This window comes from Coprococcus sp. AM14-16, assembly GCF_003434675.1.
GTDB classification, from domain to species: Bacteria; Bacillota; Clostridia; order Lachnospirales; family Lachnospiraceae; genus Coprococcus; species Coprococcus aceti.
The window spans coordinates 1,335,228-1,351,067 of sequence record NZ_QTLL01000001.1 but is presented as its reverse complement, the minus strand read 5'-3'; the positions used below and the strand labels follow the sequence as shown (position 1 = coordinate 1,351,067).

The 15,840-nt window shown below is 47.0% G+C and carries 12 protein-coding genes and 1 other RNA gene; 9 read left to right on the top strand and 4 right to left on the bottom strand.

What is annotated here, in order from left to right; genetic code table 11:
* Positions 1-63 precede the first annotated feature (63 nt).
* Complete coding sequence (locus DW159_RS06030; RefSeq protein ID WP_117549352.1) at positions 64-777, bottom strand: hypothetical protein; 714 nt, start codon at positions 775-777, stop codon at positions 64-66.
* A gap of 262 nt (positions 778-1,039) precedes the next feature.
* Between DW159_RS06030 and ftsH the strand changes: the two genes are divergently transcribed.
* Entirely contained in the window at positions 1,040-2,845 is a 1,806-nt protein-coding gene (gene ftsH, locus DW159_RS06025) for an ATP-dependent zinc metalloprotease FtsH (protein WP_117549473.1), read from the top strand.
* A gap of 85 nt (positions 2,846-2,930) precedes the next feature.
* On the opposite strand, the gene yfbR is transcribed toward ftsH, so the two are convergent.
* Both yfbR and uvrC read right to left on the bottom strand, forming a co-directional pair.
* A complete protein-coding gene (gene yfbR / locus DW159_RS06020) occupies positions 2,931-3,533 on the bottom strand; it encodes a 5'-deoxynucleotidase (RefSeq protein WP_117549350.1) in 603 nt (200 codons plus the stop codon).
* A 13-nt stretch (positions 3,534-3,546) separates the two neighbouring features.
* Positions 3,547-5,370 carry an excinuclease ABC subunit UvrC gene (uvrC, locus tag DW159_RS06015; protein ID WP_117549471.1) on the bottom strand — a complete coding sequence of 608 codons (1,824 nt, stop codon included), beginning with the start codon at positions 5,368-5,370 and terminating at the stop codon, positions 3,547-3,549.
* 160 nt (positions 5,371-5,530) lie between these two features.
* Here uvrC and DW159_RS06010 point away from each other — a divergent pair, with 160 nt between their 5' ends.
* From DW159_RS06010 to DW159_RS05990, 5 genes are read left to right on the top strand one after another with little or no spacing between them, the layout of a single operon-like run.
* Positions 5,531-6,535, top strand: a complete 1,005-nt coding sequence (locus DW159_RS06010; protein WP_022216126.1) for a deoxyguanosinetriphosphate triphosphohydrolase — start codon at positions 5,531-5,533, stop codon at positions 6,533-6,535.
* 28 nt (positions 6,536-6,563) lie between these two features.
* Positions 6,564-8,378, top strand: a complete 1,815-nt coding sequence (dnaG, locus tag DW159_RS06005) for a DNA primase (protein ID WP_117549348.1) — start codon at positions 6,564-6,566, stop codon at positions 8,376-8,378.
* A 32-nt stretch (positions 8,379-8,410) separates the two neighbouring features.
* Complete coding sequence (gene rpoD, locus DW159_RS06000) at positions 8,411-9,598, top strand: RNA polymerase sigma factor RpoD (RefSeq protein ID WP_022216124.1); 1,188 nt, start codon at positions 8,411-8,413, stop codon at positions 9,596-9,598.
* A 47-nt stretch (positions 9,599-9,645) separates the two neighbouring features.
* A complete protein-coding gene (locus tag DW159_RS05995) occupies positions 9,646-10,371 on the top strand; it encodes a tRNA (adenine(22)-N(1))-methyltransferase (RefSeq protein ID WP_117549346.1) in 726 nt (241 codons plus the stop codon).
* An 8-nt stretch (positions 10,372-10,379) separates the two neighbouring features.
* The gene (locus DW159_RS05990) at positions 10,380-11,387 is read left to right on the top strand and encodes a uridine kinase family protein (RefSeq protein WP_055273287.1); all 1,008 of its coding nucleotides are present in this window, start codon (positions 10,380-10,382) and stop codon (positions 11,385-11,387) included.
* A gap of 130 nt (positions 11,388-11,517) precedes the next feature.
* Here DW159_RS05990 and rnpB read toward each other — a convergent pair.
* An RNA gene (gene rnpB, locus DW159_RS05985) (RNase P RNA component class A) lies at positions 11,518-11,877 on the bottom strand.
* Positions 11,878-12,075: 198 nt separating this feature from the next.
* Between rnpB and DW159_RS05980 the strand changes: the two genes are divergently transcribed.
* From DW159_RS05980 to DW159_RS05970, 3 genes are all read left to right on the top strand, one after another.
* Positions 12,076-12,789, top strand: coding sequence for a hypothetical protein (locus DW159_RS05980; RefSeq protein ID WP_055223258.1), 714 nt, complete (start codon positions 12,076-12,078; stop codon positions 12,787-12,789).
* A gap of 24 nt (positions 12,790-12,813) precedes the next feature.
* A complete protein-coding gene (locus DW159_RS05975; protein WP_117549344.1) occupies positions 12,814-13,356 on the top strand; it encodes a nitroreductase family protein in 543 nt (180 codons plus the stop codon).
* Positions 13,357-13,449: 93 nt separating this feature from the next.
* Positions 13,450-15,840 carry a PEP-utilizing enzyme gene (locus tag DW159_RS05970; RefSeq protein WP_117549343.1) on the top strand — a complete coding sequence of 797 codons (2,391 nt, stop codon included), beginning with the start codon at positions 13,450-13,452 and terminating at the stop codon, positions 15,838-15,840.

The window sequence follows — 15,840 nt, the reverse complement described above, 5'->3', positions numbered from 1 at the left end:
GATAAGGGAAAGCCGGAAATAAAACTATAAAAAGCATCCAACCGGGTGAGCCTGGAAACAGGCTTATCTGGTGGATGCTTTTTTGTTATCTATGAGGCGGAGGAATCTGTCCGCCTGAGAGATGATAAAGTCCTTAAGTGCTTTATATGGAAATACATTCGTTGTATTATTGCCTACATCGGTGCCTATGGAGGTGAATGAGTCGAGATCACTCCGCAGTCTGCTCTGTGAGAAACATAGACATTTTTTTATGGTCATATCAGGTGATGAAACCTTCGGTATGATCGGTGAGAAATCCCTGATAAACAATGGATTTGTCACATTGTAATCACCGTAGAAAAACTGTTCTGAGAAGAAATCCCGGAATGGGATGCACCTTCCCTCCGGCTGCATGCTGAGCTCGTGCATTCGGACATGGTCTATGTCGCGTGTCACACAGGTGGGAGTGTTATCGCCTGCCTCAAACTGAAAATATTGCGGCCAGAATTCCTCCACATAGGCGGCGTCCATCATGAGATGGGCAAGTATGCCAAGGTCGGCAGGTGTCATAGCTTCCACTGGATATTCTGACAATATGTGATCGATGTCCGGATATTTTGTTATGAGATCGTTCTGCCATTCCGGCCTGAAATGTGTCAGGGCTTTGTCCGTAACCGCATCTGGAAGAACGCAGCCCAGCAGGAAATCATTCAGCAGCTCCGGCTGGGATTCCTTTGAAATATGAAGTTTATCTGCGATGTATCTGCCCTCGCACAGGTGTATTATGTATCCCGGCATTGCAGCCCTCCCATATAGAATATATTTGTCAATTTGTAAAAAAGTGTACCCCCGGAGCCCCCGTAATGTCAATAAAGACAATTTCATACAAACAGTTTACTTGACTTATAATTTGTTAGGCGGTAAAGTCATAGATGGATAAATGGGATATCCATATCAGAGTAAAAGGAGAAACGTGTTGAATAACGATTACAACAAAGAACAAAACGACAAGAATGACGACAACAAGAATAATGGCAACAAAGGCAAAAACAGGAATGTCATGGTTCTGCTTGTCATCTCGGTGATATTGACACTGCTGTGCTGGAGAGCATACGACAAGATCACAAATGGAACGAAAAAAGAGATCCCGTACAGCGGATTTGTGGAGATGCTGGATTCGGGAGAGGTGGACAATGCAGAGATATATGCCAAGAAGATCAAATTTACCTCAAAGGAGTCTGATGGAACTCTGGACAAGAACACCTATGTGACTGTGAGGATAAGCGACGATAAGCTGGCAGACCGACTTAAGACGGCCCATGAGAAGTATGCCACAACATACGAGGGAAAAGACGAGAGCGGTTCAGCCATGGTCGGAACGATACTTTCATATGTGGTAATGATAGCTGCATTCTATCTGTTTCTTTCGCTCGTGACAAGGCGGAGCGGAATGATGGGCTTTGGCAAATCAAACGCCAAGGTATATATGGAGAAGAAGACCGGAGTCACATTTGCAGATGTTGCAGGAGAGGATGAGGCAAAGGAATCCCTGACTGAGATGGTCGACTTCCTTCACAACCCTAAGAAGTATATGGCTATAGGTGCAAAGCTTCCAAAGGGAGCACTGCTGGTCGGCCCTCCGGGAACCGGAAAGACACTTCTGGCAAAGGCTGTTGCCGGAGAGGCAAACGTGCCATTTTTCTCCATGTCGGGATCAAGCTTCGTGGAGATGTACGTGGGAGTCGGAGCATCGAGAGTCAGAGACCTGTTCAAACAGGCATCTGAGATGGCTCCTTGTATAATATTCATAGACGAGATAGATGCCATAGGCCAGAGCAGAGACAGCGTGAGGGGCGGTGATTCGGAGAGAGAACAGACACTGAACCAGCTTCTTGCCGAGATGGATGGATTTGACACATCCAAGGGAATAGTGATACTGGCTGCAACCAACAGGCCGGAGACACTTGACAAGGCACTCCTGAGACCGGGAAGATTTGACAGAAGAGTAATAGTTGAGAAGCCGGATCTTCAGGGTAGAATAGACACGCTGAAGGTACACTCCAGAAATGTCAAGATGGATGAGACTGTGGATCTCCGTGAGCTTGCGCTTGCCACAGCAGGTGCGGTTGGAGCAGATCTCGCCAACATAATAAATGAGGCGGCGCTCACTGCGGTCAGATCCGGAAGGAGCATGGTTTCACAGGCTGATCTGATTGGTGCGGTGGAGCTTGTATTTGCAGGAAAAGAGAAGAAGGGCAAGCTGCTCGGCGACCAGGAGAAGAAGGTCGTTGCATATCATGAAGTTGGACATGCTCTTCTGGTTGCTCTCCAGAAGCACACTGAGCCTGTTCAGAGAATTACAATAGTTCCTAGAACGATGGGTTCTCTGGGATATGTATGGCAGGTGCCTGAGGAAGAGAAGTATATGGAGACCAAGGCTGAGCTTGAGGCGAACATTGTGACGACCCTCGGCGGAAGAGCTGCAGAGGAATTGAAATTCGAGTCAGTGACCACCGGCGCGGCAAATGATATAGAGCAGGCGACCAAGACAGTGAGAGCGATGATAACCATGTACGGAATGTCAGACAAGTTCGGACTCATGCAGCTTGAGACTGTTCAGGGAAAATATCTCGACAGAAATGCAGTGCTCCAGTGTTCAGACAAGACTGCTGCAAAGGTCGATGAGGAGATTAGGAATCAGCTCAAGAAGGCATATGATGAGGCCAAGAAGCTTCTCTCAGAGCACATGAATGCGTTGGATGCCATCGCACAGTATCTGATAGAGAAGGAGTCGATAACAGGCCAGGAGTTCATGGAGATATTCAACAGAGTTGAAAATGCTGAACAAAATGTTGAACAGGAATAAAATTAAAACAATAATAAGATCAAAAAAAGAGAAGCCGGGGCTGGCAAAAAGCTCCGGCTTCTCTTTTTTCTATATCTGCTTTAGATTATATCTGCTGAAGATCGTCCAGGGTCTTGCCGTATGCCGGTAAAAACTCACACACGAAGTCGTTTACCTCAGGATAAGTCTCAGCCATCTGTGACACGGAATTCATGATCGTACCCATGGCACTGGAGAACTCGGTATTTCCCGATCCTGTCTCCTCCATGCATTTGATCAGGGCGGACAGCTTGTCAGCCGCTTTGACGAGCTTCCAAAGATATACATCATTCTCGTCGTCGGCATCCTTAAAGAATATCGGTTCATAGGCTGGTCTGAGATCGTCCGGCAGCTTGTCAAGCAGTGTGTGGCATGCGATATCTTCCACATCCTTGAAGGCTGTCTTGATATCATCGTTGTAGTATTTCACTGGGGTCGGCATGTCGCCGGTGATGATCTCCGATGCATCGTGATAGAGACCTATGAGTGCAGCTCTCTCGGCGTTCAGAGTCTTGCCGTAGCGTACATTGCCGATGGTTGCCAGTGCGTGGGCTATCATGCTCACCTCCAGGCAGTGCTCACACAGATTCTCCTCGCGGTTGTTCCTCATGAGTGCCCATCTGTCAATATATTTCATTCGTGATATAAGTGCAAAAAAGTTGTATTCCATCATAAAATCCTCGTTACTTCTGTTTATCGTTGTGGAAAAAGTTATATACCGCAGTGGCTGCAGTCTTGTTCATTCCCTGCGGGATCTCGAGATCAGCAATGCTGGCGGCACGGATCTTGTCTATGTCCTTGAAGTATGCCAGAAGAGCCTTTCTCCTTGCCGGACCGATGCCCTCAATATCGTCCAGAACTGAGTGGATCTGGGATTTGCTTCTGAGACTTCTGTGGTACTCGATTGCAAATCTGTGGGCCTCATCCTGAAGTCTTGTTATCATGTTGAAGGCCTGTGTATTTGCAGGAAAATCTATCTCCTTGTTGTTGTAATAGAGTCCTCTGGTTCTGTGGTGGTCATCCTTTACCATTCCGCATACCGGGATGTTGAGACCAAGCTCGTCAAGAACCTCCAGAGCTATGTTGACCTGACCCCGGCCGCCATCCATCATGAGTACATCAGGGTAGATATTAAACCGCTCGTCTGTGAACCTTCTTGTGAGTACCTCCCTCATGCTTGCGTAGTCATCCGGCCCGTCTATGGTCCTGAGCTTGAACTTTCTGTAGTCATTCTTCTTGGCGCGTCCGTTTTCAAATACCACCATGGATGCCACGGAGTGATAGCCGCTTATATGCGATATATCAAATGCTTCAAGGCGTCTTGCGGATGAAACTCCGATAAGCTGTGCCAGCTCATTTGCCGCACCCTCAGTGCGCTCCTTTTCACGCTTGAGCTTGTCGGCATCCTGGTTCATGACCAGAAAAGCATTGTCCTTTGCCAGCTTGAGAAGCTTCTGCTTGTCTCCCTTCTGGGGAACAATGATGTGTACCTGACTTCCCCGGCGGGCGCTCAGATATTCCTCGATGACCTTGTAGTCCTCGATCTGCTGCTCGATAATGATCTCCTTTGGCAGATATGGAGTGGAAGCGTAGTATTGCTTGAGAAAAGACTCCATGATCGTGCTGTAAGCCTCAGCATTTACGCCGCTCATGTGGTAGTGTTCCCTGCCGATCATCTTGCCGGATCTTATGAAGAATATGGATATGACACACTCATTTCCAAGATCGGTGGCCATGGCGATCACATCCCTGTCGTCTGCGCTTGTGTCACCGACTCTCTGGGTGGACTCAATGTGATGGATGCTCTTTATCAGATCCCTGATCTCGGCGGCCTGTTCAAATTCCATATCCTCGGACAGCTCCTTCATCTGCTTTTCGAGATCCCTGATCACATGACCGTGGTTGCCGTTCAGAAAGCTTATGGCATCCTGGACATTTTTGTTGTAATCCTCCTTGGAGATATATCCCTGACAGGGCGCCATGCACTGCTTTATCTGGTGATACAGGCAGGGTCTTTCAAGGCCCATATCCCTTGGCAGAACCTTGTTGCAGCTCCTGATGTGATACAGCTTTTTCATCAGCTCTATGATATCCTTCACCGCTTTGGAATTGGTGTATGGGCCGAAATATTTGGAGTGATCCCGTTTCATCTGATGGCTGTACAGTATGCGCGGGTAATCCTCCTCCACAGTAATGCGGATATAGGGATAACCCTTGTCATCCGTGAGCATGGTGTTGTAGTGCGGTCTGTGCTCCTTTATAAGGTTGCACTCTAGAACGAGAGCCTCGATCTCTGAACCGCAGACAATATATTCAAACCATGCAATATGGGATACCATCTTCTGAATCTTCGGGGATTTCTTGTAGCCGGTCTGGAAATACTGATGTACTCTGTTGTACAGATCTATGGCTTTTCCTACATATATAATATGATCCCCCGAATCGTGCATGAGATATACTCCTGGGACATGGGGGAGCTTCTTAAGTTCTTCTTCAAAATCAAACATGTCATTCACCTCAAAAATCTTAGATAAGTATATCACTATACTTACTATCATGTCATTCTTTCATCAGAAAATTTGAAAAATAAAAAAGGATTTTGAGAAAAAACGGAGAATAATAAAAATGTGTGGTAAGAAATATTGATCATGTGATAGGAGAGATTCTATGACGATACGGGAACAGCAGGAAAAAAGGGAGCACGAAGTGCTCAGCAGATATGCGGCGTTCAGTGATCAGTCCACAGGACGTGACAGACCGGAGGAGCAGTGCGACCTCAGAACGGTCTACCAGAGAGACAGGGACAGGATACTCCACTGCAAGGCGTTCAGGAGACTTAAGCATAAGACTCAGGTATTTCTGTCGCCGGGTGATGATCACTACAGGACCAGACTGACCCATACTCTGGAGGTGTCGCAGATAGCAAGGACGATAGCCAGATCACTCAGGCTTAACGAGGATCTGACGGAGGCGATAGCGCTGGGACATGACCTGGGACATACGCCATTTGGACATGTCGGTGAGCGGACACTTGCGGCCTGCGCGGGCAATAATTTCAGCCACAATGTTCAGAGCGTAAGGGTTGTGGAACGTCTTGAGAACCGTGGTGAGGGACTTAATCTCACCTGGGAGGTCCGGGACGGAATGCTAAACCATAAGACATCATGCACTCCGCATACGCTGGAGGGACAGTGTGTGAGACTGGCGGACAAGATAGCGTACGTCAATCATGATATAGATGATGCGATAAGGGGTAACATATTGAAGGAGGAGGATCTTCCGACCAATATCACCGACATTCTCGGGAAGAATACCCGCACCAGACTGAACTGTCTCATACATGATGTGATAAATACGAGTCAGGACAAGGATTATGTCGGTATGTCGGCGGAGATCGGGGATGCTCTGGGGAAGCTGAGAACATACATGTTCAGATATCTCTACACTAACCCGATAGCCAAGAGCGAGGAGCTCAAGGCCGACAAGATGCTGAGGATATTGTATGAATACTTCATTGAGGACGCCAGCAGGCTGACAAATGAATGTGTTGAGATGATATATATGGGAGAGGATCCCAAGACAGTCGTGTGCGACTACATAGCTGGTATGACAGACAATTATGCGATAGAGACATTTAAGAGTATATATATACCGAAGTCCTGGAAGGTCTGAGCATACCTGACAAACAGGAGGAATCGAATTGTATTATTCGGATGACGTGATAAATGAAGTCTTGTCAAGAAATGATATAGTGGATGTTATCGGAAGCTACGCAAGCCTTAAGAAGAAGGGCGCGAATTACGAGGCATGCTGTCCGTTCCATCATGAGAAGACTCCGTCATTTAAGGTCAACAGGGAAAAACAGATGTATCACTGCTTCGGCTGCGGAGTCGGTGGCAACGTGTTTACATTTGTCATGGAATATGAGAACCTCAATTTCCCGGAGGCTGTGGAGAGACTTGCGGAGAGGGCTGGAGTACAGCTCCCTGAGAAGTCCATGAACGCCCAGGAGAGGTCGAGGGAGCAGTATAAGATAACGCTCAGGGAGATGAACAAGACTGCGGCTGCATATTTTCATTATATATTGAAGCACAGCCAGCATGGTGAGAAGGCTTATGAGTATTTTCACGAGACAAGAGGTCTCTCTGATGAGACGATAAATAAATTTGCGCTTGGATATTCAGATATATACAGGGATGATCTGTACAGGTATCTGAAGAGCAAGGGATATACAGATGATCAGATGAAGGGCTCGGGACTTGTTGAGATCAGCGAGAAGGAAGGCGGTGTGGACAAGTTCTGGAACAGAGCCATGATCCCGATACTGGATATAAACGGCAAGGTCATCGCATTTGGCGGACGAGTCATGGGCGATGGAAAACCGAAATATATAAATACCAGTGATACTGCGGTGTTCGACAAGAGCCATACGCTGTTTGCCATGAACATAGCAAGGCGGAGCAGGAGAAAAGGATTTATATGCTGTGAGGGATATATGGATGTCATCTCCATGCATCAGGCAGGATTTGACAATGCCGTGGCATCCCTTGGAACGGCATTTACATTTGGACATGCTGGGATAATAAAGAGATATGCCGATGAGGTTTATCTGGCGTACGACAGTGACGGCGCAGGCGTGGAGGCGACGAAGAAGGTCATAGCAATTCTCCGGGAGGTCGGAGTCAGCGCAAGGGTCATCAATATGAGACCGTACAAGGATCCCGATGAGTTCATACAGAACCTTGGAAGCGAGGCATTTGAGGAGAGGATAAAGAAAGCTGAGAGCGGAATGATGTTCCTTGCAAGGATATATTCTGAGGAATATGACCAGAGCGATCCGGGTGAGCTGACCAAGTTCCAGAACCAGATAGCTAGGGAACTGGCATATATTGAGGACGACCTGGAGAGAAATAATTATGTCGATGCCATAGCGAGGAAATATGTGATCGACAAGGATGCCCTAGCCGCGAAGGTACATGCCTACGGTGTTGCGGGCACGGCAAAGCCGGAGATAGTGGAGCGGGAGACCCGCAGACTCCAGGAACAGCAGGGCTATGAAGAGTTCCCGGGAGACCAGAGCGCGGGAGCTCCGGGAAGACCTGAGACAAAGGATAATAAGACCGCCAAGCTGCTGCTCACATGGCTTGTGAACCGGCCGGAGCTGTTTGCCAGACTTGACGGCGTGGTGAGTGAGGCGGACTTTGAGCCGGGAATATACCGGACCGTAGCGGACAAGCTGTACTCACAGTACAGGGAGAAGCACAAGGTTGAGCCCGCTGTGGTGGTGAACACATTCCAGGATGTGGAGGAACAGAGACTGGTGGCAGGCATGCTCCAGACAGATCTGGCGATAGACATGACCGAGGAGGAGGTTGGCAATGCCATAACCGAGGTCGTGAAAAAGATAAAGCTTGCCAGCATAAAAAAGCAGCTTGAGAGCGAGAATGACATGATGAAGGTTCAGCAGCTCATCAAGGACAGGAAAAAGATAGAAAAGTTTAAAGTTATTTTATAAGAAATAAACAATACATTATGTGGAGGAAAGATATGAGTACAATGGATGCGATCAATTCAAATGAAGACAAGTATATGATCAAGGTGAGTGAGGACGATGCGATCAACGCAAAGTTCAACACAAAGCTTCAGGAATTGCTTGACATAGCTCACAGCAAGAAGAACGTTATAGAGGACACAGAGCTCATCAAGCATTTTAACGATCTCAAGGAGGTTGCCCTTGATCTGGATACCATGCAGAAGATCTTCAATTTCCTTGAAAAGAACGGTGTGGACATACTTCAGATAACAGATGACGATGAGGAGGAGCCAACACTTGACGAGGACGTGATCGCTGAGGGCGAGGATGTTGAGAAGATAGATTTCACAGATACAGGTGATATATCAAGCACAACACAGGATCCTGTCAAGATGTACCTGAAGGATATAGGAAAGGTGCCTCTGCTCAGCGCGGAGGAGGAGATAGAGCTTGCCAAGAGAATGGAGGCAGGCGATGAGATGGCAAAGAAGAAGCTTGCTGAGTCCAACCTCAGACTTGTTGTAAGTATAGCCAAGAGATATGTTGGACGTGGAATGTTATTCCTCGATCTAATACAGGAGGGTAACCTCGGTCTGCTCAAGGCCGTGGAGAAGTTTGATTACAGAAAGGGTTACAAGTTCTCAACATATGCGACATGGTGGATCAGACAGGCCATCACAAGGGCCATCGCAGATCAGGCGAGAACCATAAGAATCCCGGTTCATATGGTTGAGACCATCAACAAGGTTACCAGAGTGAGCAGAGATCTGCTTCAGAAGCTCGGCAGAGAGCCGCTTCCAGAGGAAGTCGGAGAGGTTATGGGACTTCCAAAGGAGAGAGTTCAGGAGATCATGAAGATCGCACAGGAGCCTGTATCACTGGAGACTCCTATCGGTGAGGAGGAGGACAGCCATCTTGGAGATTTCATACAGGATGAGAGTATCCCTACACCTGTTGAGGCGACAAACCAGACACTGCTGCACGAGCAGCTCGACGAGGTAGTCAGCACACTTACAGAGAGAGAGCAGAGAGTTATAAAGCTCAGATTTGGATGGGATGACGGAAGACCAAGAACCCTTGAGGAAGTCGGCAAGGAGTTCAATGTCACAAGAGAGCGTATCAGACAGATCGAGGCAAAGGCGCTCAGAAAGCTGAGACATCCTAACAGAAGCAGAAAGCTCAAGGATTTCCTGTATAACTAGCAGAGAGGACCGCGCGATCTGGCATGGATGGTGCGAGGATAATAATTATGAAAGATATAGAATTGTCACTTCGTATGAAGACTGTTGCCGACATGGTAAAGCCCGGCGGCAGAGTGTGTGATATTGGATGCGACCATGCATTTGTGTCCATATACCTTGTGGCAAATGGCATATCGGACCGGGTCATAGCATCAGATGTTAGAACCGGTCCGTGTGCTATAGCCAGGGATAATATAGCCAGGTGGAATATGACAGACCGTATTGATCTGAGACTCGGAAACGGACTTGCAACCATATCTCCGGGTGAGGTGGATTCCATCATAATAGCCGGCATGGGAGGAATCCTCATAACGGATATACTTGAAGCCGGCATGGATGTGGTACAGTCAGCCGGTCAGCTCGTGCTGCAGCCCCAGTCGGAGACAGAGCATTTGAGAAGGTACATCGCAGAGAATGGCTGGAAGATCACAGAGGAAAAAATGCTGATAGATGCTGGCAAATACTACGTTGTACTGAACGTGGATGTGACAGCACAGGATTTTGGTAATAAGTCAGCCATGGATGAAGTATATTATAAATACGGATATTACCTCATACATAATCATGACAAGATCCTCGGAGAGTATCTGAGGGATAAGCTTGATTCGACCGGAAAAGTTCTTGAAGGACTGAAGAAGGCGGATACGGTCAATGCCAGACGGCGTGCCGGTGAGCTCACGCATGAAAAGGAATGCATGGAAGAGGCATTGAGACTTATATCGGATATGGAGTAGATATTTATATGGGTGATGAGCAGAGAAGTATAACATCATTAAAGACAACTGCAAAGGAGTGGGCGAGGAAAGTCGGTATCGATTCGGTCGACAGGCTGAACGAGATGATCGATTCAGGAAAGGGACTGGAGCTCATACTGGTATGCGAGGCTATGCAGAGTAACTGCATGTATGAGATAGCCAGAAAAGTCTCCGAACAGAAGCGCAGGATAATACTGATATCCGGGCCGAGCTCGGCGGGCAAGACAACACTTTCCCACAGACTCAGTATCCAGCTTCGTGCCATGGGACTCAGACCACATGCGATAGCTGCGGATAACTATTTTGTGAACCGTGAAGACAATCCGAAGGATGAGAATGGCAACTATGATTTCGAGTGCCTGGAGGCCATGGATCTTGAAACACTTAATAGGGATATGACAAGGCTGTTGGACGGTGAAGAGATAGAGCTTCCTGTTTTCAACTTCAAGACCGGAGTGAGGGAATATCATGGGGACCTTCTCAAAATAGGTGAAAATGATGTTATCATCATGGAAGGAATCCATTCGCTTAACCCGAAGATGACATACGGCCTGGCGGATGAAGACAAGTACAAGATATACATAAGTCCTCTTAATCAGTTGTACGTTGAAGGTGAGGACGGCGAGCCGGCAAAGGTTTCAACCATAGACAGCAGACTGCTCAGGAGAATAGTCAGAGACAGCAGGACCAGAGGGAACGATGTGGAGAAGACACTTTCCATGTGGAGCTCAGTCAGAAGGGGAGAGGAGAAATATATCTTCCCATATGAGAGCGAGGCTGATGAGATGTTTAACTCGGGACTGTTGTACGAATATACCGCCATACGGCGTGAGGCGAGACCATTGCTGCTCGGGGTAGATGAGACTTCAGAGCATTACCAGGATGCGGCGAGACTTCTGCGTCTGATAGATATGTTCCACGATATAGACACGGAATACATACCTGCCAATTCCATACTCAGAGAATTTATAGGTGGCGGATGCTTCAGGATATGATGAAGGTTCACACAAGGATATAGAATAACCAATAAGAATAACCAGTAGCATAAAAAATACGGCACAGAGGCAAATCAAATGTCTCCGTGCCGTATTTTTTGTTCAAAATATAAGAAAAATACTATGAAAGGGAATGAGTTGGACTGTAAGCCGGGTTATGTCGAGAGTGATCATCTATCTAGGATTTATGTTACCATAAAACTCAAGCAACCTACCTGGAATGCAGCGGGCAACTGTATCATTCCACAAGCTCCTTTGCAGAAGCTATATTTGGTCTTGCTTCGGATGGGGTTTACAGAGCCTGTCATGTTACCATGGCAGCGGTGAGCTCTTACCTCGCCTTTCCACCCTTACCATACGAATATGGCGGTATATTTCTGTTGCACTGGCCTGGGAGTCGCCTCCACCGGACGTTATCCGGCATCCTGCCCTGTGAAGCCCGGACTTTCCTCACCTGCAAAAATGCAGCCGCGATCACTTATCCAACTCATATAATCTTATAACAAATCACCGGCAAAAAGTAAAGTGAAAATAATCAAAAAACAACGAATGTAGTTTTTAAAACTACTTAACACAGTTAAGAATGCTTGATGTGGATTGCAATTCATGATATAATCTATAGCAAAGACGAGCAGACTAATATATGACTTCAGGCATATGGCGCACACAGCGCTGGAAAGGACTAACAATGGAAGATGTATATTTAACTAATAGAGATTATGTGAAGATAAAGAATCTGAATCTGGTGAGCTACGGTGGCAATCAGAACTGGTCAAAGTCAAAGAAGATGCAGAAGGTCGGATGTGGTGTTATAGCCATGGCAGACCTCACGATGTATCTTGCTGAGCAGAATCCGAATATGATGACCGATGCCATCCGAAAGATCAACAAGCCAAAAGGCTTATACAACAAGCATGACTATCTTGAGTATGTGAGATTTTTCTATGTGCACTACGTGATACTTCTCATGCACAAGGGTATGCTGGGAATAGCACTCAAGCATACGATGAACAGATATTTCATGCTGAACGACATAGGGCTCAAGGCAAAGTGGAAGATGATGCAGTCCGATGAATCGATGCTGAGAGATATAAGACATCTCATAAGAAAGAATAAGCCGGTCATACTGGCCATAGGACCTAACAGATACAATCCATTTGGCAAGAAGGGTATCAGCCTTTATGTGGACAAGGACGGTGAGCTGAAGAGCTCCATCAGGGAGAATGTCCACTCACATTATGTGACTGTTACAGGAGTGTGCACCATAAAAGGAAGAGAATATCTTGTTGTATCTTCATGGGGAAAGAAGTATTATATAGACTATAAGGAATACAGGAATTACGTGAATAACGTCGGTGACAAGTTCACGAGCGGGATATTATATATCCAGGGATTATTATAAGATTTTACACCAGGAGGACATTGTATGAACGCAGTAGAATGTATCAAGACCAGAAGAAGTGTGAGAAAGTTTACAGATGAGATGGTGAGTGTTGACACAGTCAGAGAGATTGTTGAGCTGGCGTCATATGCGCCATCATGGAAGAATACACAGGTTATCAGATATACACTTGTGGAGGAGCCGGAGATCATCGCTAAGATAGCTGCAGAGGGCGTTATGGATTTCCCTCTCAACCAGAAGACAGTCAGCAGAGCGAAGCAGCTCATGATAGTCACCAAGAAGGACGGAATATGTGGCTATGAGAAGTCAGGAGAGTTCAGCACAAGCAAGGGCAGCGAGTGGGAGATGTTCGATGCCGGTATAGCAACCCAGACATTCTGTCTTGCCGCTCATGATAAGGGCGTTGGAACAGTCATACTCGGAATATTTGACGATGCAAAGGTAGGGGAGATAGTTGGTATTCCTGATGGACAGACTGTTGCCGCAGTTGTGGCTATGGGTTATCCTGCATTTGCACCGGAGATGCCGCCTAGAAAGTCAGTGGACGACCTTCTCACAGTGAAGTAGATCACAGAACGGTACAATTACATATAAAAAGAAATTGATGTAAGCTGCACTTTAGTATACACTAAGTGCAGCTTTTTTTAATAAGGAGGCAACATGGCAGACAGGATTTCTTCAAAGGCTGATGTTCTTAAGAGCCTGTATGAAAAATTGAAGTATTCGAGAGTGGAAAAGCTGAAGATAGTAACCGGAGCTGAGCTTGATGCCGATCCGTATGGACTTGCGGCGGAGATAGCAGAAGAATTTGCCGGAGGGTATATCGTGGTCAGAAGCTCGTCCTCAAATGAAGACGGACTCAACACTTCGAATGCCGGTCACTATGAGAGTATTCTGGGAGTGGACCCTTCAGACGGAGAGGCGGTAGTAAGGGCAGTCAGGGAAGTGCTGGATTCATATAAATGTGATCTGGACGATGTGTCCGGCGAACAGGTTCTCATACAGAGACAGATCACGAATATCAGCTACAGCGGCGTTATATTTTCAAGGGAGATCAAGAAGGACAGGCCATATTATACGATAACCTACGATGATTCATCCACAGACGCGGTTACAAGCGGAAGGGGAGGAAAGACGGTATACATAATCAGGAATGTGGACTGTGATGAGCTGCCGGCGAACTGGGCTGCGCTCATCAGATCCATGCGTGAGCTGGAGGAGATGCACCCTGAATATCCACTGGATGTGGAGTTCGCAATAGATGAGGACAATACAGTCACGATATTTCAGATGAGACCTCTTGCAGCCAGCATCAATGGTGTTCACTCCGATGTCGATGACGAAGAGGTGTTCAGGACTGTTTTGGAGGCTGAGGATACATACAGGGAGATCAGCAGCCTGGTTGGGGACAGGAACACCATATTGTCGGATATGGCATTCTGGAATCCTGCGGAGATCATAGGTGAAAATCCCCATCCGCTTGACTATTCCCTGTACAGGGAGATCATCACGTCTGCGGCATGGAATCAGGGACTCAGCTACATTGGTTACAGAGAGGTGGATGGAGACCTCATGTATAAGCTTGGCAACAAGCCGTACATATCTCTTAAGAAGTCGTTCCTGGGGCTGATGCCGGATGAACTGGATGACAGGCTGGAGGCGAAGCTTCTGAAGTATTACGATAAGAAGCTTATAGATGATCCGACCGCCCATGACAAGATAGAATTTGAGATAGCATTTTCCGAATATGACTTCTCGACGGAGGACAAGCTGGGGACACTGACGGAAGCCGGGTTCACCAGGGAGGAGATTGCGGACCTCTCGGATTCGCTGTTCAATCTGACAAACAATGCGATATGCAATTTCAATAGAAACAGGATGAAGGATCTCAGGGCTCTTAACGGCCTTCGTGTCCACCGTGAGAATACGAGAAGCAACTGGCTTATGGCGCACAATGATGTGGTAACGCTGATACAGTATTTTGTACAGCTCATAGAGAGCATAAAGCATTACGGAACCCCGAAATTTGCGCGACAGGCGAGACTGGCATTCATATCGAAGGCGATTAGCAGATCCCTTGTGTACAGAGGATATTTTACGGACAAAGAGATAGACGATTTTATGATGTCGATATATACTGTTGCGTCGGAGTACGATTCTGACTTTCAGGATCTGGTGGACGGCAGGATAACAAGAGTTACATTTGATGAAAAATATGGACATCTGCGTTCAGGCACATACGACATAACCTGCGAGACATACGCCCAGCACGAGTTCGACCTGTCCAAGGGAAGCGCTGCTGCGAGAAAGCAGAGGCAGACCATAGAGGAGCTTAAGCATAATCCTCTGGATTCGGTTAAGCTCATGGAGGCACTTGAGGATATAGGCTTTTATGTGGATCTCAGGGAATTTCTGGATTTCCTCAAGGATTCCATGGAGGAGAGGGAATTCTTCAAGTTCGAGTTCACCAAGACATTAAGCCTTGCCATAGACATACTTATAGATATAGGCGATAAACTTGGCATAAGCAAGGAAGACATGGCATATCTTGAGGTGCCGGATATTCAGCTTATGGTGAACAGACCTGCGGAATTCACAGGCGATATATGGAGAAAGATCATAGATCAGAACAAAAAGAAATTCCAGAGGGCGTCCATGCTTATACTGCCGGAGGTCATATATGATCCGTTGCAGTTAAAATGCATAGAGATATGGGAGGCCAGACCTAACTTCATAACATCTGAATGCGTCACGGGTGACATTCTCCTGCTTGAAAATTATGAGAATGAGGATCACGAGGATGTGGCTGACGTTCAGGATAAGATAGTAGTTCTCCCGAAGGCGGATCCGGGATACGACTGGATATTTGCAAAGGGGATAAAAGGATTTATAACGAAATACGGCGGAGTTGCATCCCACATGGCGATAAGGTGTGCGGAGTTCAACATCCCGGCGGCAATAGGCTGCGGAGACTGCATATACAGTTTCGTGGAAAAACAGCAGACGGTGACGCTCGACTGTGCACACGGTAAGATAACAAAGGGGGTATAG

What these genes read in the sequence shown, in the direction of transcription:
- DW159_RS05995 (WP_117549346.1), top strand. Translation starts at nt 9,646, where the DNA reads ATGAAAGATATAGAATTGTCACTTCGTATGAAGACTGTTGCCGACATG.
- uvrC (WP_117549471.1), bottom strand. Translation starts at nt 5,370, where the DNA reads ATGTTTGATTTTGAAGAAGAACTTAAGAAGCTCCCCCATGTCCCAGGA.
- DW159_RS05990 (WP_055273287.1), top strand. Translation starts at nt 10,380, where the DNA reads ATGGGTGATGAGCAGAGAAGTATAACATCATTAAAGACAACTGCAAAG.
- DW159_RS06010 (WP_022216126.1), top strand. Translation starts at nt 5,531, where the DNA reads ATGACGATACGGGAACAGCAGGAAAAAAGGGAGCACGAAGTGCTCAGC.
- DW159_RS05975 (WP_117549344.1), top strand. Translation starts at nt 12,814, where the DNA reads ATGAACGCAGTAGAATGTATCAAGACCAGAAGAAGTGTGAGAAAGTTT.
- DW159_RS05970 (WP_117549343.1), top strand. Translation starts at nt 13,450, where the DNA reads ATGGCAGACAGGATTTCTTCAAAGGCTGATGTTCTTAAGAGCCTGTAT.
- DW159_RS06030 (WP_117549352.1), bottom strand. Translation starts at nt 777, where the DNA reads ATGCCGGGATACATAATACACCTGTGCGAGGGCAGATACATCGCAGAT.
- yfbR (WP_117549350.1), bottom strand. Translation starts at nt 3,533, where the DNA reads ATGGAATACAACTTTTTTGCACTTATATCACGAATGAAATATATTGAC.
- rpoD (WP_022216124.1), top strand. Translation starts at nt 8,411, where the DNA reads ATGAGTACAATGGATGCGATCAATTCAAATGAAGACAAGTATATGATC.
- ftsH (WP_117549473.1), top strand. Translation starts at nt 1,040, where the DNA reads ATGGTTCTGCTTGTCATCTCGGTGATATTGACACTGCTGTGCTGGAGA.
- DW159_RS05980 (WP_055223258.1), top strand. Translation starts at nt 12,076, where the DNA reads ATGGAAGATGTATATTTAACTAATAGAGATTATGTGAAGATAAAGAAT.